Here is an 18,775-nt window from a genome sequence, read left to right as displayed (position 1 = left end):
TGACAGAAGTATTAAAAATGGCAAAAAAAACAACAAATAAAAAAGATAATCCTAAAGGTAGTAAAAACTCTACTTTAAAATTTATAAAAATATTTATATTCTTAGGTTTAGCTATCGCTGGAGGTTTTTCAGGAACATTCTTTGATAAGTATGATTTAAAAGAGAAATTCATAAGTTTTAGACATAATATCTATAACTACTTTTCAAGTGATCCTGTTAAAGATAACTATACTGCAAAAGATAATGAAAATATTGTAGCTAAGTTTTTTTCTCAAAATGATGATGCTAAAGTCAAAAAGCAGCAAGCAAATCAATTCAATGATCTAAAGCAGTATTCACCTCAAAGAACTTTACCTGCAGTAACTAATTATTGTCATGATTTCTTAATTTATGGTAATCCTAGCTTTGATGTAACAAGTGGCTTAGGTCAAACAAATCTATACTTATGTAGAGATGGCTATGTAGTTGGTTATAACTATAAAACTAAAGAAGCAAGCTGGGTAGCCTTTAAGCTAACAAAAGCAAAAGTAGCTAATAAGCTTAAGAGAAACGATAGGTTTAAAGAAGATGATGATGTACCTTTTGTCTATAGAGCTACATTAGATGACTACTCACATTCTGGTTATGATCGAGGACATTTAGCATCTTATGCATCTATGGACTTTAGTAAAAAATCTGCAGAAGAGTCATTTTTATTATCAAATATGTCACCACAGAAGGCTGGTCTTAATAGACAAGGTTGGGAGAGATTAGAAAGAGATGAGCGTATTTGGGCAAACATGTACGATAGTATATATGTCTATACTGGGCCAATATACAAAAAGCAGAAGATCCATAAAACTATAGGTGATAATAAAATTGCTGTGCCTGATTATTTCTTTAAGATAATTTATGTACCATCTAAAAATAAGGCTATAGCTTTTGTAATGCCAAACGCAAGAGTTGATAAAACAAAGATTGCTAACTATAGGGTTTCTATAAAAGATATTGAACAACGTACGGGATTACATTTCTTAGATAATATTCCAGATAGAAGCATGGTTGTAGATAATGTTTCATCAATGTGGAGAACTTCTTATTTTTAATTATTCAATTGAACATTTTTTCTTGATCATTATTTGTGAAGAGGTATTTGGCAGCCTTATTTAAAATCTGCACCGTAGGGCGTATAGTTAAAATAAGATTTATGATGTTCTTGAGCATTTTCAAGTTTAGAAAAAGTATCACTATATGTAAGATGGGAATTTCTTTTTTGATACTTATCCCATAGATCTTTATTATGAAATTCATCTTGAGAAGAGGCACAGCTTGATAATGTAGATATTAAAAATAATAAAAATATAGTTTTTTTTAACATAGTTCTATGTATAATGATTATATAGATTAAATTATTGCTGTTATTTTATCAGATTAAATAGGCAATAATTAGTATCAATTTTTTATTTTTATAAAGATATATTTTTATATATTTTGGCTTTGCTTATTAATTTTTAATTAGTGCTATCAAATCTCCCTATGTGCTTTTAAAAACTATATTGCTATTCTATAGCTTCTTTCATTAGCGTGGGGATATAGAATCAATTATGGATACAAGGGAAAAGGTTTCTTTAGTTGAGTTAATAACAGTAATAGCACTGGCTACAGTTTTAATTTCTATTACAATGCCAATATATGCAAATCATAGAGTAAGAAATAGAATTCTTTTAGAATTAGAAAAACTAAAATCAATCTCACAATATGTAACAAATGAATCAGGAACAATTAATTATTCTTTAGAAGATTTAAAGAATATACCAAGTAGTTTTCATATAGATGATAATGGAGTTATAGCTTTAAATACGAATAATATAGTTGCTAGCTCGTCAATATCCTTGGTTCCAACGTTAACATCTGGTGCTATCATTTGGAAATGTATTTCGATTGGATTAGCTCAGTCTCAAACACCAGAGCCTTGTGTAAGCGACTCAACACCTAAAAAGAACCTTGTTAAATCATTATACGATCCTGCAAAAGATCCAGATACTTTTACTTTCATTCAATCTGGTGAGGTGGGTTTAAAAGCTAACTGCATAACATATAAATGTACGATTGCAGAAATTAAAGGTAAAAGATGGTTAGCTCAATATATCGATCAACTTAATATTATCCAGCTGTATAAAGAAGATTCTGATTATTTAATAAACTTATATACAGATAATTTAACTATAGATCCTTCGATAGTTAATTCAGAATTATTACAGCAATTTGTTGATGAGTCTATGCTATGAGGTTGTTTAATAGTTAAATATGGGGTTTATATGAAAAATAAAGGCTTTTCAGTAGTCGAATTAATGGTAGTTATAGCTATAATAGCAATTATAGCAGCAATAGCTATACCCATGTATTCCAACTATAAAGTCAGAGCAAAATTATCAAATGCAGATACTACAGCTCGAATCTATATTAATGAAATTACTGATCATACATATCAAACAGGCAAGTTTCCTGCTGAAGACTCTGAGTTATGGAACTGTGAGGATATAAATAGAAGTTATGTTACACAAGTCTGTAAGGAAAGAACCGATTCTCAAAATGCAGTTATCAAAATTTATGTTGATCAAAACTTAGTGCCAGATGTTGAAGATCCATATTATCAGTATGATTTGGCTTTAGTTGAGTAATAGGAGTTATTTAATGGATATTAAGAAATTAATAATTATTATTTGGGGTACTTTCTTTAGTTTAGTATTTTTAAATGCTAAAACTCTTGTAATAAATAAATCAGCAGGGAATATGCCTAGTAGTTTGATTACTGGAATATCAACATCTAACTCTGGTAATAATGGTGGATCGGCAGGAAGTCTAGTAGACTCTTTATATGATGCGGCTGCCGATGAAGATCCTTTTACATTTACTCAGAATGTTCTTGGTAATGAATACACAGGAGTTAGTGCTGACTGTACAAATCATAAATGTGCAGTTGCTGAAATTAATGGTGCAAGATGGATGGTTCAAGAGGTTCCTGCTACTAGTCAAATTTTTTTATACAAAGAAGATTCAGATGATTCAGTTACTCTGTATTCTTCATATGAAGGTGGTACAACTGTAGATCCATCAAGAGATGATGCTGAGCAGTTGCAACAACTTGTTGATGAATCTATAACATTATTTAATGAGAATTAATTACTAAATTTTTATTTGCTTTAGATACCATTTATCCATAGATATTATACAGTTACCATATTTAACTGACTCATAAGTTCCATCTTTATAGCTAGAGCTAATATCAGAGCATATTTTATTACGATATTCTTTAAAAAATTTAATATTGTGGTTTTGTACCTTATCTAACTTATTGTCATACTTTTGCATTTGTGATTTTAAACATTTATTTATTTGGTAAGTATTACCATGACATAAAGTATCTGCAAATATTAAAATAGGTGATATTGTGAAAATAGTAAGTAACAGCTTTTTCATTATTATAAAATCCTGTAATGTTTATATTGCTAAAATATAGCTATCTAAGTCAATAAAATTAGCTATTTTATTTTTCTCTGTGGTGGTGATGAAAACCTGAGATTTTAGTTTTTTTAGATAGTCAAATAATGTTTGCGTGTGGGTGTTATCTAATTCTGAGGTTATATCATCAATTAGATAAATACATTTATTTTCATTCTCAATATTGTGTATCTCTCCTTGAGCTAACTTGATAGCGCAGATAAGAAGTTTTTGTTGACCTCTTGAGAAAATATCTTGTATAGGCTTATTATTAACTGTTAGAACCATATCTGCCTTGTGAGGGCCGTGATTGGTAACTTTATATCTATTATCATAATCAAATGATTCTTGGAGTACTTGTGAAAGCTCTTTGTGTGAATTCCAGCCACGAGAATATTCAATATCTAATTTTAAATCTGGATTAAATTGTGAAAGGATTTCATAGATTTTAGGCTTTAGCTTTGTAAAGTAAACTTGCCTTTTTGAATCTAATATATTAGCAAATTCACAAAGTTTTTTATCTATGCTGACTATATAAGCATAAGGATAGTTTTGCTTAAGAGCAGAGTTTCTTTGCTTTACTAAAAATTTGGTTTGTTGCCATATTTTTAAGAAAGTCTTATCAAGATAAAATGCACCCCAGTCTAACACTTTACAACGTTGTTGAGCTCCTGAATTTATAATGTTAAAACTTTCTGGATTCATTAGTTGTATTGGTAGAGTTCGGGTTATTTCAGTATGATTTTTTTGGATTTCGCTATTTAGTTTTGAAATATTATTACTATTTTTTTTACGTGATATAGAAATAGTTATTTCATCTGGATTATGTGATTTTGTATAAATTATGAATTCATCAGCATCATGGTTTATTATTCTATTTAGCTGAGAGCTACGAAATGATCTACTATGAGATAAGAAGTAAATCGCTTCAAGAATTGATGTTTTCCCAGAGCCATTTTTACCAACTATAAAATTTATATTATCTTTAAAATCAAAACTTTTAAAAGGTATATTCCTAAAGTTTTGCAGACGTAAGTTGGATATATACATTTTAGATAAATTCTAAGCTAGTATTATAAATTTGTTGTTTTAGTATATCAGGATTTAGATCATAAATATTGCTTAAGAGTTCAAAAATTTTAGGTATATTTTTAGGAGTATTAATATTTTCATTGCTGTTATAGAGCAGCATATCTGGTGAATCTGTTTCTAAAACAATATTTTTAGGATCAATTTTACTTAAAGTATCTTTGAGTTTTGTTTTGGGATATGAGAGTATGCTACCAACCCCAAGCTTAAAACCAAGTTCTATATATTTTTGCGCAATATCATAATTAGCATTAAATGCATGAATAATTCCACCATGCTTAAACTTTAGATCTTTGAGAGTTTTTAAAACTTCATTATGTGATTTAACTGAATGGATAATAACTTTTTTATTGAGATTTCTAGCAATACTGACTTGAGCTGAAAATAATTTTAATTGCTTGTTAAAATTATCAAATCTTTTATCAAGACCTATCTCACCAATTAATTTTGTTGCTGCTTCTTGTGTATATGACTCTAAATCATTTAAATCAGAGTTTGAGTGTTTATCTATAAAAATAGGGTGTAACCCAAAGCATATATGGATATTGCTAAACTCTTTATTTAAAGCTATGAGACTATCCCATGAGACTCTTTGAGTAGCTGGATTTATAAAATGTTTAATTTCTAAATCACCACATCTATTTATTAAATCTTTACGGTTTTCGTCAAAAACTTCAAAATCTAAGTGGCAATGAGTATCAATAAACATATATGATTATTAGTTAAATTCTTTGGGTTATTAAGTTATAATACACGAAGTTACAACTTATCCAATATACTAAAATGTCATGCTGAATTTATTTCAGCATCTCACAAATGCTACAAATTATATTGAGATCCTGAAACAAGTTCAGGATGACTTATTGGTTTTGTTGTTGTTTTAGATATTAAAATAAACATTTATTTATAAGGTTTGTAAATGAGCAAAGTTACAAAAGATTTTTTATTTGAACTAGGTACAGAAGAGTTACCTCCAAAAGCACTTAAAAAGCTATCTCAATCACTATTAGAAAGTGTTGAAAATCAACTTAAAGAAGCAAAAATAGATTTTGCTGCAACAAAATGGTTTGCATCACCAAGAAGACTATCTTTTATAATCAAAGATCTAGCATCATCTCAAGATGACATAGTAGTTGAAAAGCAGGGGCCTTTAGTAAGCATTGCATATAAAGATGGTGAGCCAACTAAAGTTGGTTTAGGGTTCGCTAAATCTTGTGGTGTAGATCTAGATCAGCTAGACAAAATAGAAACTCCAAAAGGGGACAAACTATTTTATAAAACGACTCAAACTGGTCAAGCTACAGTAAAACTACTACAAGATATTATTACAAAAGCTCTAAAACAATTGCCAATTCCAAAAATGATGCGTTGGGGCGACTCGCCAGTTGAATTTGTAAGACCTGTACATTGGGTTTTAGCCTTATATGGTAAAGATGTTGTTGATATGCAAATACTAGGACATAAAGCATCTAATATAACTTATGGGCATAGATTCCATCATCCAGAAGCTATAGCTGTTCAGAATATAGCTGATTATGCTGAGTTATTAGCTAATGCTATGGTGCTAGTAGATTGGGATCAACGCAAGCAAAAGTTAGTTGAGCAGGCAAAAGCTATTGCTAAGCAAAATAATTATCAAGTTGTCTTAGATGAAGATTTGGTTGAAGAGGTTTGCGCAATTATTGAATATCCAAATGCGATGCTATGTAGCTTTAATGAAGATTTCTTAAGAGTTCCTCAAGAGGCTCTAATATCTTCAATGGAAGAGCATCAAAAATGTTTTGCTCTTCTAGATAATAATGGAGATTTGGTTGCGCATTTTATCACAATTTCAAATATCCAAAGTAAAAAACCAGAACTAGTAACAACTGGTAACCAAAAGGTTATGAATGCTAGATTAGCAGATGCTGCCTTCTTCTATGACACAGACTTAAAGCATTCATTAGATAGTTTATTACCAAAATTAGAGAATGTAACATTCCAAAATAAACTTGGCAACATGCATCAAAAAGCTCAAAGAATAGCCGATATATCACAAAACTTAGCCGAGCTAAGTAATGTTGATACACAACAGGCTTATAGAGCTGGACTGTTAGCAAAGGCAGACTTGATATCTGATATGGTTTTTGAGTTTACTGATCTTCAGGGGATAATTGGTAAATATTATGCAAAAGCACATGGCGAGTCTAAAGTTGTAGCAGATGCTATAGAGCAGCAATATTGGCCTAAATATTCAGGCGCGGAACTTCCAAGGACTGATGTGGCAGCATGTGTTGCTTTAGCTGAGAAATTAGATACTTTAGTTGGTATATTTGGTATTGGACAAAAACCAACAGGTAATAAAGATCCATTTGCCCTAAGAAGATCAGCTATTGGAATATTACGTATATTAAGAGATACAAATATTGATATTTCTTTAGAAAAAGTTATTGATGTTGCTATAGCTAGTTATAAAAAAGTTAATAACTTAGAGCTTAAAACTGATGTCAAAACTGAAATTGTAGCTTTTTGTATAGACAGATTGAAAAATTTATACAAAGAAGAAGGTGTTGCAGTAAACTCTTTTGAAGCTATTAATAATACTGATTATGATTCGATAAAAGATTTTGCAGCTAGAGTAAAAGCTGTAAATAACTTTAATAGCTTAGATAAAGCACAAAGTCTTATAGCCTCTAACAAGCGTGTAGCTAATATCTTAGCTAAAAATGCTAAAGAAAAAGTAGATGCTTATGATATTGAGTTAGCTAAATCTACAGGAAATGAATATGAGTTGGCATTAGCTTATAGTATAGAAGAAATTACTCCTGATCTTGAAAAATATATAAAAAATAGAGAGTATAACTATGCTCTAGAATTACTAAGTAGTTTAGATAAGGTGGTTAGTGAATTTTTTGATAATGTTATGGTTATGGATGAAGATATCAAGGTTAGGCAAAATAGAATCACATTACTTGCTAATCTTCATAAGCTTTTTGCTGATGTTGCAGATATATCTAAGCTATAGGTTTCGTTTCTTTAAATAAAATCTTTATTTCATAACTTTCTTATTCTATTATTATCTTATTACTATGTTTAGTGATGTATAAGATGTCAAATCAAAAAAATGTTTTAGGAACTGATTTAAAACCTTGTTGTTTAAATCCAAAGACTGGGTTCTATAGGGATGGTTTTTGCCACACTGATGAACATGATCAGGCTCGTCATGTTGTATGTGCAATAATAACTAAAGAGTTTCTAGAGTATACAGCATCTCGGGGTAATGATTTATCAACACCAAATCTTGCTTTTGATTTTCCAGGTCTTAAACCAGGAGATAAATGGTGCTTATGTGCTTTAAGATGGTTAGAAGCTTATGAGAATAATTGTGCTCCTGAAGTTGTTCTTGAATCAACCCATGAGTCAGCACTTGAATTAATTAAAAAAGAATATTTACTAGAAAAAGCTTATTCAAGTATAAGCGTATAAGCTATTGGTGTTTTTGGTTTAATTTATAAATGCCAAATAAAAGTCCTATTGTTAGTATGCAAAATCCAAGTTGGGCATATGGTGATGCAATTACAAGATCTCTGCCATGGTAAAAGCTAACGATATAGCTACCACTTGCAGCAACCATATTTTTTGTGAAGTTTATTATAGAGTTAGCTGTACCAAAACTATGGTCTATTTGATCTATGGCAAATGAATATATCAAAGTAGAGCCAAAAGATACGCTTGCACATAAAACTAGCATTGTTAGAGTATATATCAGAGCATTATCCAAATTTAGACTGTTAAAGATTATTAGAACAATGCAACTTAGAGTAATTAGAGCAACACTATAATATAAAAATTTTAGCTGTTGAACACTACTAGAGTTCTTTTTGATAATCATATTTGCAAATATAGAGCCAACACAACATACTCCATAGTAAAAACAGTACCAAAACGATCCTGTTGCATAGTCACCAAGGTATATCAAAGCAGATGATGATATGTATATAAATAGCGCTGCAAAAATAGTTCCGCTAGCAACTGTAGCCAACATAAATCTAATATTTACTAAGTGTTGAAAATAACCAGGGATTAGTTTTAGTAAGCTGCTTTTTCTATCCTTATGATCTAAAGTTTCTTCAATTATACAAGCACATATAAGCATAACAACACCATAGAAGGTAAGAAAGTGAAAAGTGCTTTGCCAGGTGTGTGTTAAGTTTGTAAGTATAGTTCCAATAATTGGTGCTACTATAGGAGCTACAAGTAATATCATAATAATTGTAGCGATAAGATTAGTTAACTGAGCCCCTTTATAACAATCTCTTGCGATTGAAAATGCTACAACAGCTCCCACAGAATCTGCTAATCCTTGAATTAATCGCATAGTTTCAAGCATCTGAAAGTTATAGCTATATGAGCATGAAACAGTACTTATTATATAGATAATACTGCCTATGATAATGACATTTTTACGCCCATATTTATCTGATATGGCACCCCAAAATAGCATACCAAAAGAGAAGCCAACAAAATAGGTGGCAAACGTTGTCAAAACTGTACTATTACTAACACCAAAGTCATTAGCAATTAATGGAATCGCTGGAGCATATGTATTTACAGCTAGAGGAGGTAGAGCTGCAAACAGAGCAAGAACTATTGGGAAAAGCTTAGAGTTTCGAGTTATATAATTCATAGAAAAAAGAAGAATATTTATTATTTTATTTAATGATCTCTAGTATATACTCTTTTAATTTTTTACCAACTACTTTGTGCCTCCAGCCATTTAATAATTTACCCTTAGAGTAATTATTATCGACACCTAGATTATATGCTAAAGATTTTATATCTTTTCGTGAAGCGATTATACTACTATCAAAGTTAAAATCTTTAGTCTGAGCATCAAAATATGCAACTATTTTATTATTGATATCAGAAGATATCTTATTACTTATTTGTTTTTTCTCAATCAGGCTATCTTGTACATTATGAGCTGATTTAATAACATCGATGATTGCTTTTTTTAGCCAAGGTTTGAGTTTCTTTATCTCAGGGTGTTTAAAGTCGTCGATAGATTTTGGTTTGGCATGAGCTATGAGATATAAGACTTTATTGTTAAACATAAATCTTACAGGAATATTTTTCTCTTGAGCAACTTGTTCACGCCATTGTGCTATTGCTATAGCATTTCTTTGGATTTCTTCATCAAATTTTTGGATATTACCTATTTTTGTATGAATGATCTCAACAGAGTTAAATTCTGTCTTTTGAATATCTAGAAGTTCTTGTTCATAGAAATCCTTATATTCACAGTCATCAAGCTTTGTATTAAGGTGATCACGTATTTCTATAAGGTGTTCAACATCTTTAATAGCGTAGTTTATCTGCTTTTCAGATAATGGTCTTTTACGCCAGTCAGAAAACTGAGATTCTTTTTCCATATCAATGTCAAGTATCTCTTTCATAAGAGACTTTAGTGATAGTTGCGTCTGAAAGCCAAGAAATGTTGCTGCAAGTTGAGTATCAAAAATATTATTAACTTCACAATCAAAAAATCTTTTGATTATAGGAATGTCATTCGTTGCAGAATGAATAATTTTTTCGATATTATGATCTTCAAAAATCTTTTTAAGCGTTGAAAAATCTAGCCCTACAAGGGTATCTATCAAAAAAACTTCATTTTCAGTAGCTATTTGGATTAGACAAAGCTCTGGATAATATGTACGCATCCAGTAGAACTCAGTATCTACAGCAATTCTATTTGAATTTTCTAAAGTAATTATTAAATTGCTTAATTGTTTAGTTGTATTTATTATCATTTTTATAATTTATTAAGAGGTTTTTTCCACGCTGTTGTTGCAATCTGTTTAGCATTTTGCGTGATTAGGTTGCCATGAGCTAGGATAATCTTATCAAAATCCCATTCTAATATATTTTGTAAAGATTGAGCAGCTAATTTTTTATCTTTCCAACCTAGTTGGTATTCGGGTGCTGGTTTTGCTTTGTTCCACATTCTAAAAATTAGCCACCATATTTTAATACCAAAACCTATGTTTTGTGTCTTATTGCCAATATTCTCTATAATATCAACAACAATCAAAGTTTTTGTCTCTTTATGCAGCAATACAACTTCATTCATGATTTTAGAACCAAGAATAGGTTGCTGCTTAAACTCACTTAGTAAAGTTTCTTCTGTAAGAATACCATCATATTTTAGATTAGGTTGCTTTTTCTCAATCCCTTTACAAATATAAGTTTTGGCATTTGGGAAAGCTTTTTGAGCTGAGTCAATGTATAAATGGTGAAAATTACCTGGGGCAAATATATAACTTACGTCACCAAGTTTAAGTATTTCCTGTTTAAGCTTTTCATCGATTTCACATGGTGAATGAATGAGAACTGATCCATCATCTAATTTAATTAATGTTGTGCGAGAACTAAATTTGACACCTGAATATTTTATAGGATATTCAATAATCCATATTTTATTTTCTATAAAAGAAATTATTTCGTACATGTACTTTATTTTTATGATACATAGAATAAATTAAACTAATATATATGGTAACATTTTCACATATATATTAGTTAATAAAAATTAGATGATTTCTGATAATTCTAAAGATTTTGATTTGAAAAGCTTTTTAGCCAACTTAACGACTCATTCAGGTGTTTATCGTATGATTGATAAATATGGTGAGATAATTTACGTAGGTAAAGCAAAGAATCTTAAAAATCGTGTTAATAGTTATTTTTCAAAAGGCGCTAAAGATAGCAAAACTTTAATGATGGCAGCTCAAGTCGTTAGGATTGAGATAACTATTACCCCAAGTGATTATGAGGCATATTTATTAGAGAATAATTTAATTAAGCAACATAGGCCTAAGTATAATATCCTTTTTAAAGATGATAAAAGTTATCCATATCTAGTAATTTCACGTGATAAGTTTCCTAGAGTTTCTTTCTATAGAGGTAAATCAGCATATAAAAAAGGTCAATGTTTTGGTCCCTATGTTTCAATATCCTCAGTGAAAAATACTTTAAACATTATCCAGAAAATATTTCCTATTCGACAATGTGAAAATTCATACTATAAATCTAGAATTAGACCATGTTTGCAATATCAGATTAAACGTTGTTTAGCCCCCTGTGTAGGATTAGTTTCTCAAGAGCAATATGATGAGCAGTTAGCAATATTAAAGAAATTTCTAGCAGGTAAGTTTAGTAGTGTTTTAGAAGAAGTATCTGAGAAAATGTATCAAGCTTCAGAAAATATGGAGTATGAAAAAGCTCAGATCTATCGTGATCAGCTAGTAGTACTGCGTAAATTACAGCAGCAACAAATAGTAGATATACAAGCAGATAAAACTTTTGATGTGGTTGGTATTTATATACAAGATAACTATGCAAGTATTGCCTTATTACAAATTCAAAATGGTGATGTTATTGCAGATAGGCACTGGAGTATTGATGTAAAAGGTCAGGATAAAACCTCAATAATGCATGCATTTTTATCACATTTTTATTTAGGTGATGAAATTCGTAATATTTGGCCAAAAAATATAATCTTATCAAAGGTTGATTTTAGTGAGATACAAGATCTTATGACAAGTATTTCACAGAAAATAGGTCAGTCAATAAACTGGATATTAGCACCAGCTGCAGATAATCTAAAATGGTTAAAGTTAGCAGAAGTAAATGCTCGTCAAAAGTTAAATATATACACAAGCTCAAAATCACAATATCAAAAACGCTTAGATTCATTAAAAGAGTTTCTTGAGCTTGATCAAGATATTAAACGTATTGAGTGCTTTGATATTTCACATTTTCAAGGTGAGGCAACTATTGCTTCATGTGTTGTTTATACAGATGAGGGCGAGGATCGTAAATCTCATCGTAGGTATAATATCAAAGATGTCAAAGCAGGAGATGATTATGCTGCCATTCATCAAGCTGTTTCACGGCGAGTAAGTTCAGGATTAGAAGCTGATAATCTTCCAGATGTAATGATAATAGATGGCGGTAAAGGGCAGATCCATCAGGCTGAGGCAGTATTTAGAGAATTTGGGATTCAAGATAAAGTTCAGCTTGTGAGTCTTGGTAAGGGTGTTGAGCGAATTAGTGGTAAAGAAAAGATCTATAAAGGCTTTGATGATACTGAATATACCTTAGATGAACATAATCCAGGGTTCTTACTTTTACGCCAAGTTAGAGACTCTGCACATGATCATGCTATTAAAGGTCAAAGAAAGAAAGTTAGCTCAAATAGACAATCATCAATTATCGAAGAGATTGAGGGAGTAGGGCCTAAGCGTCGTAAAGCTTTGATAATGTATTTTGGTGGTTGGCAAGAACTAAGTAAGGCATCAGTTGATGAAATTTCTAAGGTAAAAGGAATTAGTAAAAAATTAGCTCAAGAGATTTGGGAGTGTTTTCATTAAAGTTTAGGATGTATGATATAACTGATCCGAGAGAAATATGTCATTCTACGACTTGATCGTAGAATCTAATTATAAAATTCATAATGATGAGTAGATTATGTGATCACACTTCGACTCCGCTAGGGTGGTAGCAGTCATTTTAAAAGAGGTTTGGGTTGACTATATATGAATAAATTATTTTGTGGTAAAGTTAGTCTTTAATTTGAATATGGGAGATTAATTGGTAATGTCTAACATAAGAAACTTAGCATTATTTTTTATAATTGGAATAGCAATGATAGTTTTTTGCTATTTCTTCGTAGATAGACAAATAGTATGGTTTTTACATGATCATCATTTTAGAAGTTATAAAATATTAGAAATTTTTGCCAATGATATAACTTTTTGGATAACTAAAGTAATTGCTATATTTTATATTTATTTCTTTATTAAACTTGTAATAAAAAAGACTAATGATTTAGATTACAAAGTTTTACTTATAGCAAATGCTGTAGTTATAGGTCAGTTTTTAAAAGATTTTTTGAAAGGAATCTTTGGTAGATATTGGACAGCTACTTTTATTGATAATAACCCATCATTAATTAGAGATCATGTCTATGGTTTTAATTGGTTCCATTCGGGTAATGCCTATGCATCTTTTCCATCTGGGCATGCGACTTTTATAGTATCTTTTTCAATAGCGGCTTGGATATTATTTCCAAAATTACGTTGGCTTTGGATTCTACTAGCAGTCTTAGTTGTGGTTAGTCAGATACTTATGTATTTTCACTTTGCTAGTGATTTAATTGCTGGATCAATGCTTGGCACATTGGTTGGTTATTATACGGCTGGTTTTTATAGTAAAAAAGCATCAGTTTAGTTTAGCAGAATCATAGCATTTAACAAAAACTATAGTTATAAAATGCTGATATGTTAAAATTATCACAAATATTGAATATTTGAATTTTAAAACTACAAATAATATGGAAAATAAACAAAGAAAAGCAATATCACTAATATCTGGTGGTCTTGATTCAATGCTTGCAACAAAGATGATGTTAGAGCAAGGTGTTCATGTTGAGGGTATAAATTTTTTTACAGGTTTTTGTGTTGAAGGGCATACTCATGCGATTCGTAAACATGATAAAGAAAAACAAAAAAGAAATAATGCGCTATGGGTTGCTGAACAACTTGGTATAAAACTACATATCATTGATGTGATAGAAGAATATAAAGATGTACTTCTAAATCCTAAATACGGTTATGGTGCAAATATGAACCCATGTCTTGATTGTAAAATCTTTATGGTGCGTAAAGCAAAAGAATGGGCTATAGAAAATGGTTTTGACTTTATTATAACAGGTGAAGTTATTGGTCAAAGACCAATGTCCCAGCGTAAAAGCACTATGCCAGTAGTACAAAAACAATCAGGTATTGATGATTTACTTCTTAGACCTCTTAGTGCAAAGAATTTACCGGAAACTAAACCTGAAAGAGAAGGTTGGGTTGATAGATCTAAGCTAATGGGAATCACGGGACGTGGTAGAAAAGAGCAAATGAAAATGGCGCGTGATTGGGGTATCGAAGACTATGCATCTCCAGCTGGAGGTTGTTGTTTCCTTACAGATAAACAATATTCTGATAAGCTAGTTGATCTATGGCAGGCGCGTAATTCAAAAGAATATGAGTTTGATGATATTATGCTTCTAAAAGTTGGCAGACACCTTCGTTTTAAACCAGAATATAAATTGATAATTGGTCGTGAAGAAGGCGAGAATAATTATTTAAATGGTTATAAGAATCAATTTACTCATGTGTATTGCTCATCTCACGGTGGTCCATTAATCTTAATAGATGGTGATTTTGATAAAGCTGATGAGGAGTTTACAGCAAGTGTCTTAGGTAGATTTACCCAAGGTAAAAATGCTGATAGTGTAACTATGGTGTTTAACTACACAGATGGAACGAGTAAAGAAATCGTTGTAAAACCTATGCCAGCCGATGATATCAAACAGGAGTGGTATATATAATGAAAGAATTAAGTCTTGAAAGATTATTATGTCCTATGCCTGTGATTAAAACACAAAATGCTTTACGAGGTATGAGCTCAGGTGAACAGCTAAAAGTAATATGTACAGATCCTGGGACTATGCATGATATACCAGCATGGTGTAAAGTTAATGATTATATACTTGTCAAAGCAGAGCAAGTAGAAGATAAATATGAATTTGTAATCGAGGTAAAATAATGGATCATTCAGTTTTAAATGTGTTAGTTTGTCCAGTTTGTAGATCAGGCTTATATTATGATAAAGAGAATCAAGTTTTAATTTGTAAAGCTGATAAGTTAGCTTACCCAATTAGAGAAAATATTCCGGTGATGTTAGTTGAAGAAGCAAAGAGATTAACTCTTGAAGAGGTTAAAAAATATGATTAATATTCATGTTGTAATTCCAGCACGACTTAAATCAACTCGTCTGCCTGGAAAAATGCTTGCTGATATCGCTGGTAAATCCATGATTCAAAGAGTATACGAGCAAGTCTCTAAGACAAAATTCAAAAGCATAATCATAGCTACAGACTCTCAAGAGATTAAAGATGTAGCAGAAGGTTTTGGTGCAAAAGTTATTTTAACAAGAGATGATCATGAGTCAGGTACAGATAGAATTGCCGAAGCTGTTACTAGTTTGGGGTTTGATGATGAAGATATTGTAGTCAATGTTCAAGGTGATGAGCCTTTAATACCAGTAGAGAATATTGAGCAAGCTGCGCAGTTATTAATAGATAAGCCAGAGGCTGTAGTATCTACTCTTTGTGAGAGAATAATTGAAGCTGAAGATATTTATAACCCTAATAACGTCAAAGTAGTTTTTGATAAGAATAATTATGCTTTGTACTTCAGTAGAGCTTCAATTCCTTTTGAAAGAGGCTATTCTGAAAATCAAGAAGTTAATATATCAGAATTTTTTAGACATATTGGTATTTATACGTATAGAGTTGGTTTTTTGAAACATTATGCAGAACTAACTGTATCACCTATAGAAAAGTATGAAGCACTTGAACAGCTTAGAGTTCTATATAATGGTTATAAAATAGCTATTGATCAAGCTCTTAAGCTAACTCCTGCCGGCGTTGATACTCAACAAGATTTAGAAAAAATAAGGAGGCTCTTCAATGTTTAAACTAGATTCTCGTTTAGAAGCTGATACTTTTGAAGTTTGTGAGCATTTAGATTGTAAAATCTTGGTGATGAATAACTCTACTATACCGTGGTTTATTGTAGTACCTTTTACAGATAGAACAGAATGGTATCAACTGGATGATTCAGTTCAGTACAATGTAAATAAGATTATTAATAAGCTCTCTGATTTTATAGTTAAAGGGTATAATGCAGATAAGCTAAATGTTGCGACTATTGGTAATGTTGTCAAACAAATGCATATTCATATTGTAGGACGATTTGAGAATGATCCAGCTTGGCCAGCTCCAGTGTGGGGGAATATTGATCCTAAACCATATACAAAACAAGAAAAAAGTAGCTTAGTAGAGAAGGTTAGAAAGATATTCTAGATCTGATGCGTTCCTTGACAAGCTTTTGAGATATAAAAGTTTGGCCTTATATTAAACTTTGCATAATAGTTACTCTCTAAGTAATTACTATATTCTTTAAGCATTTTACTTGGTAAAAGGTGTATTGTAGAGCCTCCAAAACCACCACCAGTCATTCTAGCGCCATAAACTCCATCAAACTTTCTTGATAAATCGACTAAATAGTCTAGTTCATCAGAACTTACCCTATAGTCATTTTTTAGCGAATTATGTGATTGATACATTAGTTTGCCTAAGCTTTGCCAGTCTTTAGTTTGCATTGCTTTAGTAGCATCGACGACTCTTTGGTTTTCTGTAAAGACATGTAATGCTAACTTATAATCTTGTTCAGAGAAATTAGCTTTAGTTTGTTCAAGCTTTTGATTATCTATCTCTCTTAGTGATTTGATATTATTAAATTTCGCAATATTTTCACAAACCTGTCTGCGTTTATTATAGGCAGAATCGGCTAAATTATGTTTGATATTTGTATCTGCAATCAAAACAGATAACTCATCAAGCTCAAAAGGGATATTGTTATGCTTGTCATTATCACAATCAATCATTGTAGCTGAATTCTCTTGTGAAAATATGCATGCCATCTGATCCATAAGACCGCACTTAGTACCAATATAGTTGTGTTCAACCTTTTGAGCAATTTTAGCAAGGTCAAGTTTAGAAATGTCTAATTCATAAGTTTCATTATAAGCAAAAGCAATTGCTGTATTTAATGAAGCTGATGAGGAAAGTCCAGCACCGAAAGGTAGATCACTAAATATATAAATATCAGCACCTTTAATATTTGCTGAAAATTCTTCTTTGATAATATTTAAAGTACCTTTAATATAGTTCTGCCAAGTGTTAGATATTTCTTGTTTAATTTCCACTAGATCGAAGGATGTTGAATCATCCAAATTTTCACTATATACATTGACTATATTGTCATCTCTTTTTGCAATAGCTATAAATGTCCCTTTATTTATAGCAAATGGCATTACAAAACCATTATTATAGTCAGTATGTTCACCAATTAGATTAACTCTACCAGGAGAGAAAAACATCTCAGGATTAGTGTTATATAGCTTTTTAAAGCGACTAACTAAATTATCTTTGATACAACTCATAATCATAACTCTCTTAATACTTGTGCGGCTAATTCAGGTGTAATATCTCTTTGAGACTCACCAAGCATCTCAAAACCTACCATAAATTTCTTAACTGTAGCAGAGCGTAATAGCGGAGGATAAAAATGTGCGTGAAGTTGCCAATGATCAGATTCCTGGGCTCCTATAGAACCATGCCAGCCCATAGAATATGGGAATGAAGTATCAAAAAGCTTATCGTATTTTACTAACAATGTTTTAAGAGCATTAGCAAGTGATATTTTTTGTTCTGCAGTTAAAAAGTTTAAATGTGAGCATTTAAACTTTGGTAAAAGTAAAGTTTCATAAGGCCATGTTGCCCAAAATGGTACAACAACTAGCCAATCATCATTTTGGTAAACGATTCTTTCTTTCTCGTTAATTTCACGATTTGTATAATCTAAAAGCATATTAGATTTGTTTTTCTCAAAATATTCTTTTTGAGAATGCTCTTCTTTTTGAGCTTCTGTAGGCAAGAAATCACAAGCCCATATTTGTCCATGAGGATGTGGGTTTGAGCACCCCATAATAGCTCCTTTGTTTTCAAAAACTTGAACCCATTGATATTTTTTACTTAAGTTTGATACTTCATCTGACCATAAATCAACCACTTTAGTTATGTCTTTTTCTTGCATAGATGCCATAGTTAAGTTATGTTTTGCAGAGAAGCAGACTACTTTTGCAACACCTGTGGCACCACTTACTTGGAATAAACCATCATTTATTTCTAAATCAGTGGCTATTTTTTCTTTTGAAAGAGCTGAAAAATCATTTTCAAATATAAAAGTCTCTTCAAAATTTGGATTTGTCTCTCCATTAGCCCTTGTATTGGTAGGACATAGATAGCAGTTTTCGTCATATTCTGGACGTGTATCTTTTGCATTCTCCTCTGATTGGCCTTGCCAAGGTCTATTAAGTCTATGAGGTGATACTAAAACCCATTCATTTGTTAATATATTTTTTCGGCGGTGAGAGAGCTTTATTTGAGAGATTTTCTGTGAAATATTCATAGCCATTTTTATTAAAAATAGTTGTTTTGTATTTTATGTATAGTATATCATCATTATTATAAGTGTTAATTAAATTT

At 31.0% G+C, this 18,775-nt stretch carries 22 protein-coding genes; 13 read left to right on the top strand and 9 right to left on the bottom strand.

Translation table 11 applies throughout. The features are described 5' to 3' along the window. Positions 1-17 precede the first annotated feature (17 nt). Positions 18-1,085, top strand: coding sequence for a DNA/RNA non-specific endonuclease (locus tag F7310_RS06280; protein ID WP_072713554.1), 1,068 nt, complete (start codon positions 18-20; stop codon positions 1,083-1,085). A gap of 56 nt (positions 1,086-1,141) precedes the next feature. Here F7310_RS06280 and F7310_RS06275 read toward each other — a convergent pair whose 3' ends face one another. Beyond that, the gene (locus F7310_RS06275; protein ID WP_072712585.1) at positions 1,142-1,357 is read right to left on the bottom strand and encodes a hypothetical protein; all 216 of its coding nucleotides are present in this window, start codon (positions 1,355-1,357) and stop codon (positions 1,142-1,144) included. 226 nt (positions 1,358-1,583) lie between these two features. Between F7310_RS06275 and F7310_RS06270 the strand changes: the two genes are divergently transcribed. Genes F7310_RS06270 through F7310_RS06260 form a run of 3 tightly spaced genes read left to right on the top strand, consistent with a single transcriptional unit; the run spans position 1,584 to position 3,162 of the window. Further along, the gene (locus F7310_RS06270) at positions 1,584-2,267 is read left to right on the top strand and encodes a pilin (RefSeq protein WP_072712583.1); all 684 of its coding nucleotides are present in this window, start codon (positions 1,584-1,586) and stop codon (positions 2,265-2,267) included. Between the two features lie 30 nt (positions 2,268-2,297). Further along, the gene (locus F7310_RS06265; RefSeq protein WP_072712581.1) at positions 2,298-2,660 is read left to right on the top strand and encodes a prepilin-type N-terminal cleavage/methylation domain-containing protein; all 363 of its coding nucleotides are present in this window, start codon (positions 2,298-2,300) and stop codon (positions 2,658-2,660) included. Between the two features lie 13 nt (positions 2,661-2,673). Next, complete coding sequence (locus F7310_RS06260) at positions 2,674-3,162, top strand: hypothetical protein (protein ID WP_072712580.1); 489 nt, start codon at positions 2,674-2,676, stop codon at positions 3,160-3,162. 3 nt (positions 3,163-3,165) lie between these two features. Here the strand turns inward: F7310_RS06260 and F7310_RS06255 are convergent, their stop codons facing one another. Genes F7310_RS06255 through F7310_RS06245 form a run of 3 tightly spaced genes read right to left on the bottom strand, consistent with a single transcriptional unit; the run spans position 3,166 to position 5,278 of the window. Continuing rightward, on the bottom strand, positions 3,166-3,459 hold the full coding sequence (locus F7310_RS06255; protein ID WP_072712578.1) for a hypothetical protein: 294 nt from the start codon (positions 3,457-3,459) through the stop codon (positions 3,166-3,168). 21 nt (positions 3,460-3,480) lie between these two features. Continuing rightward, a complete protein-coding gene (gene recF, locus F7310_RS06250; protein ID WP_072712577.1) occupies positions 3,481-4,530 on the bottom strand; it encodes a DNA replication/repair protein RecF in 1,050 nt (349 codons plus the stop codon). 1 nt (position 4,531) lies between these two features. Continuing rightward, entirely contained in the window at positions 4,532-5,278 is a 747-nt protein-coding gene (locus F7310_RS06245) for a TatD family hydrolase (protein ID WP_072712575.1), read from the bottom strand. Positions 5,279-5,488: 210 nt separating this feature from the next. Between F7310_RS06245 and glyS the strand changes: the two genes are divergently transcribed. Together glyS and F7310_RS06235 are read left to right on the top strand one after the other, a co-directional pair. Next, positions 5,489-7,573, top strand: coding sequence for a glycine--tRNA ligase subunit beta (gene glyS, locus F7310_RS06240; protein ID WP_072712573.1), 2,085 nt, complete (start codon positions 5,489-5,491; stop codon positions 7,571-7,573). Between the two features lie 83 nt (positions 7,574-7,656). Beyond that, entirely contained in the window at positions 7,657-8,034 is a 378-nt protein-coding gene (locus F7310_RS06235; protein ID WP_072712571.1) for a DUF2237 family protein, read from the top strand. A 1-nt stretch (position 8,035) separates the two neighbouring features. Here the strand turns inward: F7310_RS06235 and F7310_RS06230 are convergent, their stop codons facing one another. From F7310_RS06230 to F7310_RS06220, 3 genes are read right to left on the bottom strand one after another with little or no spacing between them, the layout of a single operon-like run. Next, on the bottom strand, positions 8,036-9,235 hold the full coding sequence (locus F7310_RS06230) for a multidrug effflux MFS transporter (RefSeq protein ID WP_072712569.1): 1,200 nt from the start codon (positions 9,233-9,235) through the stop codon (positions 8,036-8,038). 25 nt (positions 9,236-9,260) lie between these two features. Further along, entirely contained in the window at positions 9,261-10,358 is a 1,098-nt protein-coding gene (locus tag F7310_RS06225; RefSeq protein WP_072712567.1) for a ribonuclease D, read from the bottom strand. A gap of 2 nt (positions 10,359-10,360) precedes the next feature. After that, positions 10,361-11,056: a DUF4336 domain-containing protein gene (locus tag F7310_RS06220; RefSeq protein ID WP_072712565.1), complete on the bottom strand. Its 696-nt coding sequence runs from the start codon at positions 11,054-11,056 to the stop codon at positions 10,361-10,363. An 85-nt stretch (positions 11,057-11,141) separates the two neighbouring features. Between F7310_RS06220 and uvrC the strand changes: the two genes are divergently transcribed. From uvrC to F7310_RS06185, 7 genes are all read left to right on the top strand, one after another. Next, on the top strand, positions 11,142-12,980 hold the full coding sequence (gene uvrC, locus F7310_RS06215; protein ID WP_072712564.1) for an excinuclease ABC subunit UvrC: 1,839 nt from the start codon (positions 11,142-11,144) through the stop codon (positions 12,978-12,980). Between the two features lie 226 nt (positions 12,981-13,206). After that, a complete protein-coding gene (locus F7310_RS06210; protein WP_072712563.1) occupies positions 13,207-13,839 on the top strand; it encodes a phosphatase PAP2 family protein in 633 nt (210 codons plus the stop codon). A 103-nt stretch (positions 13,840-13,942) separates the two neighbouring features. After that, positions 13,943-14,989 (top strand): tRNA (5-methylaminomethyl-2-thiouridylate)-methyltransferase, encoded by a 1,047-nt coding sequence (locus F7310_RS06205; RefSeq protein WP_072712561.1) that lies wholly within the window; start codon positions 13,943-13,945, stop codon positions 14,987-14,989. Next, entirely contained in the window at positions 14,989-15,207 is a 219-nt protein-coding gene (locus F7310_RS06200) for a sulfurtransferase TusA family protein (RefSeq protein WP_072712560.1), read from the top strand. Before F7310_RS06205 ends, F7310_RS06200 begins: the two co-directional genes overlap by 1 nt. Next, on the top strand, positions 15,207-15,395 hold the full coding sequence (locus F7310_RS06195; protein WP_072712558.1) for a Trm112 family protein: 189 nt from the start codon (positions 15,207-15,209) through the stop codon (positions 15,393-15,395). The genes F7310_RS06200 and F7310_RS06195 overlap by 1 nt, the downstream gene beginning before the upstream one ends. After that, positions 15,388-16,140, top strand: coding sequence for a 3-deoxy-manno-octulosonate cytidylyltransferase (gene kdsB / locus F7310_RS06190; RefSeq protein WP_072712557.1), 753 nt, complete (start codon positions 15,388-15,390; stop codon positions 16,138-16,140). Before F7310_RS06195 ends, kdsB begins: the two co-directional genes overlap by 8 nt. Continuing rightward, complete coding sequence (locus tag F7310_RS06185; RefSeq protein WP_072712555.1) at positions 16,133-16,528, top strand: HIT domain-containing protein; 396 nt, start codon at positions 16,133-16,135, stop codon at positions 16,526-16,528. The genes kdsB and F7310_RS06185 overlap by 8 nt, the downstream gene beginning before the upstream one ends. Here the strand turns inward: F7310_RS06185 and F7310_RS06180 are convergent. Further along, on the bottom strand, positions 16,525-17,673 hold the full coding sequence (locus F7310_RS06180) for a galactokinase (protein WP_072713553.1): 1,149 nt from the start codon (positions 17,671-17,673) through the stop codon (positions 16,525-16,527). The two genes, F7310_RS06185 and F7310_RS06180, sit on opposite strands and share 4 nt — an antisense overlap. Next, a complete protein-coding gene (locus F7310_RS06175; RefSeq protein ID WP_072713552.1) occupies positions 17,673-18,698 on the bottom strand; it encodes a UDP-glucose--hexose-1-phosphate uridylyltransferase in 1,026 nt (341 codons plus the stop codon). Before F7310_RS06175 ends, F7310_RS06180 begins: the two co-directional genes overlap by 1 nt. Between the last annotated feature and the right edge of the window lie 77 nt (positions 18,699-18,775).

Origin of the sequence: Francisella uliginis (genome assembly GCF_001895265.1) — a bacterium.
GTDB lineage: Bacteria > Pseudomonadota > Gammaproteobacteria > Francisellales > Francisellaceae > Francisella > Francisella uliginis.
Note: the sequence above shows the minus strand (reverse complement) of the source record. Positions and strands in the feature narration are given on the sequence as shown.

What these genes read in the sequence shown, in the direction of transcription:
- F7310_RS06280 (WP_072713554.1), top strand. Translation starts at nt 18, where the DNA reads ATGGCAAAAAAAACAACAAATAAAAAAGATAATCCTAAAGGTAGTAAA.
- F7310_RS06275 (WP_072712585.1), bottom strand. Translation starts at nt 1,357, where the DNA reads ATGTTAAAAAAAACTATATTTTTATTATTTTTAATATCTACATTATCA.
- F7310_RS06270 (WP_072712583.1), top strand. Translation starts at nt 1,584, where the DNA reads ATGGATACAAGGGAAAAGGTTTCTTTAGTTGAGTTAATAACAGTAATA.
- F7310_RS06265 (WP_072712581.1), top strand. Translation starts at nt 2,298, where the DNA reads ATGAAAAATAAAGGCTTTTCAGTAGTCGAATTAATGGTAGTTATAGCT.
- F7310_RS06260 (WP_072712580.1), top strand. Translation starts at nt 2,674, where the DNA reads ATGGATATTAAGAAATTAATAATTATTATTTGGGGTACTTTCTTTAGT.
- F7310_RS06255 (WP_072712578.1), bottom strand. Translation starts at nt 3,459, where the DNA reads ATGAAAAAGCTGTTACTTACTATTTTCACAATATCACCTATTTTAATA.
- recF (WP_072712577.1), bottom strand. Translation starts at nt 4,530, where the DNA reads ATGTATATATCCAACTTACGTCTGCAAAACTTTAGGAATATACCTTTT.
- F7310_RS06245 (WP_072712575.1), bottom strand. Translation starts at nt 5,278, where the DNA reads ATGTTTATTGATACTCATTGCCACTTAGATTTTGAAGTTTTTGACGAA.
- glyS (WP_072712573.1), top strand. Translation starts at nt 5,489, where the DNA reads ATGAGCAAAGTTACAAAAGATTTTTTATTTGAACTAGGTACAGAAGAG.
- F7310_RS06235 (WP_072712571.1), top strand. Translation starts at nt 7,657, where the DNA reads ATGTCAAATCAAAAAAATGTTTTAGGAACTGATTTAAAACCTTGTTGT.
- F7310_RS06230 (WP_072712569.1), bottom strand. Translation starts at nt 9,235, where the DNA reads ATGAATTATATAACTCGAAACTCTAAGCTTTTCCCAATAGTTCTTGCT.
- F7310_RS06225 (WP_072712567.1), bottom strand. Translation starts at nt 10,358, where the DNA reads ATGATAATAAATACAACTAAACAATTAAGCAATTTAATAATTACTTTA.
- F7310_RS06220 (WP_072712565.1), bottom strand. Translation starts at nt 11,056, where the DNA reads ATGTACGAAATAATTTCTTTTATAGAAAATAAAATATGGATTATTGAA.
- uvrC (WP_072712564.1), top strand. Translation starts at nt 11,142, where the DNA reads ATGATTTCTGATAATTCTAAAGATTTTGATTTGAAAAGCTTTTTAGCC.
- F7310_RS06210 (WP_072712563.1), top strand. Translation starts at nt 13,207, where the DNA reads ATGTCTAACATAAGAAACTTAGCATTATTTTTTATAATTGGAATAGCA.
- F7310_RS06205 (WP_072712561.1), top strand. Translation starts at nt 13,943, where the DNA reads ATGGAAAATAAACAAAGAAAAGCAATATCACTAATATCTGGTGGTCTT.
- F7310_RS06200 (WP_072712560.1), top strand. Translation starts at nt 14,989, where the DNA reads ATGAAAGAATTAAGTCTTGAAAGATTATTATGTCCTATGCCTGTGATT.
- F7310_RS06195 (WP_072712558.1), top strand. Translation starts at nt 15,207, where the DNA reads ATGGATCATTCAGTTTTAAATGTGTTAGTTTGTCCAGTTTGTAGATCA.
- kdsB (WP_072712557.1), top strand. Translation starts at nt 15,388, where the DNA reads ATGATTAATATTCATGTTGTAATTCCAGCACGACTTAAATCAACTCGT.
- F7310_RS06185 (WP_072712555.1), top strand. Translation starts at nt 16,133, where the DNA reads ATGTTTAAACTAGATTCTCGTTTAGAAGCTGATACTTTTGAAGTTTGT.
- F7310_RS06175 (WP_072713552.1), bottom strand. Translation starts at nt 18,698, where the DNA reads ATGAATATTTCACAGAAAATCTCTCAAATAAAGCTCTCTCACCGCCGA.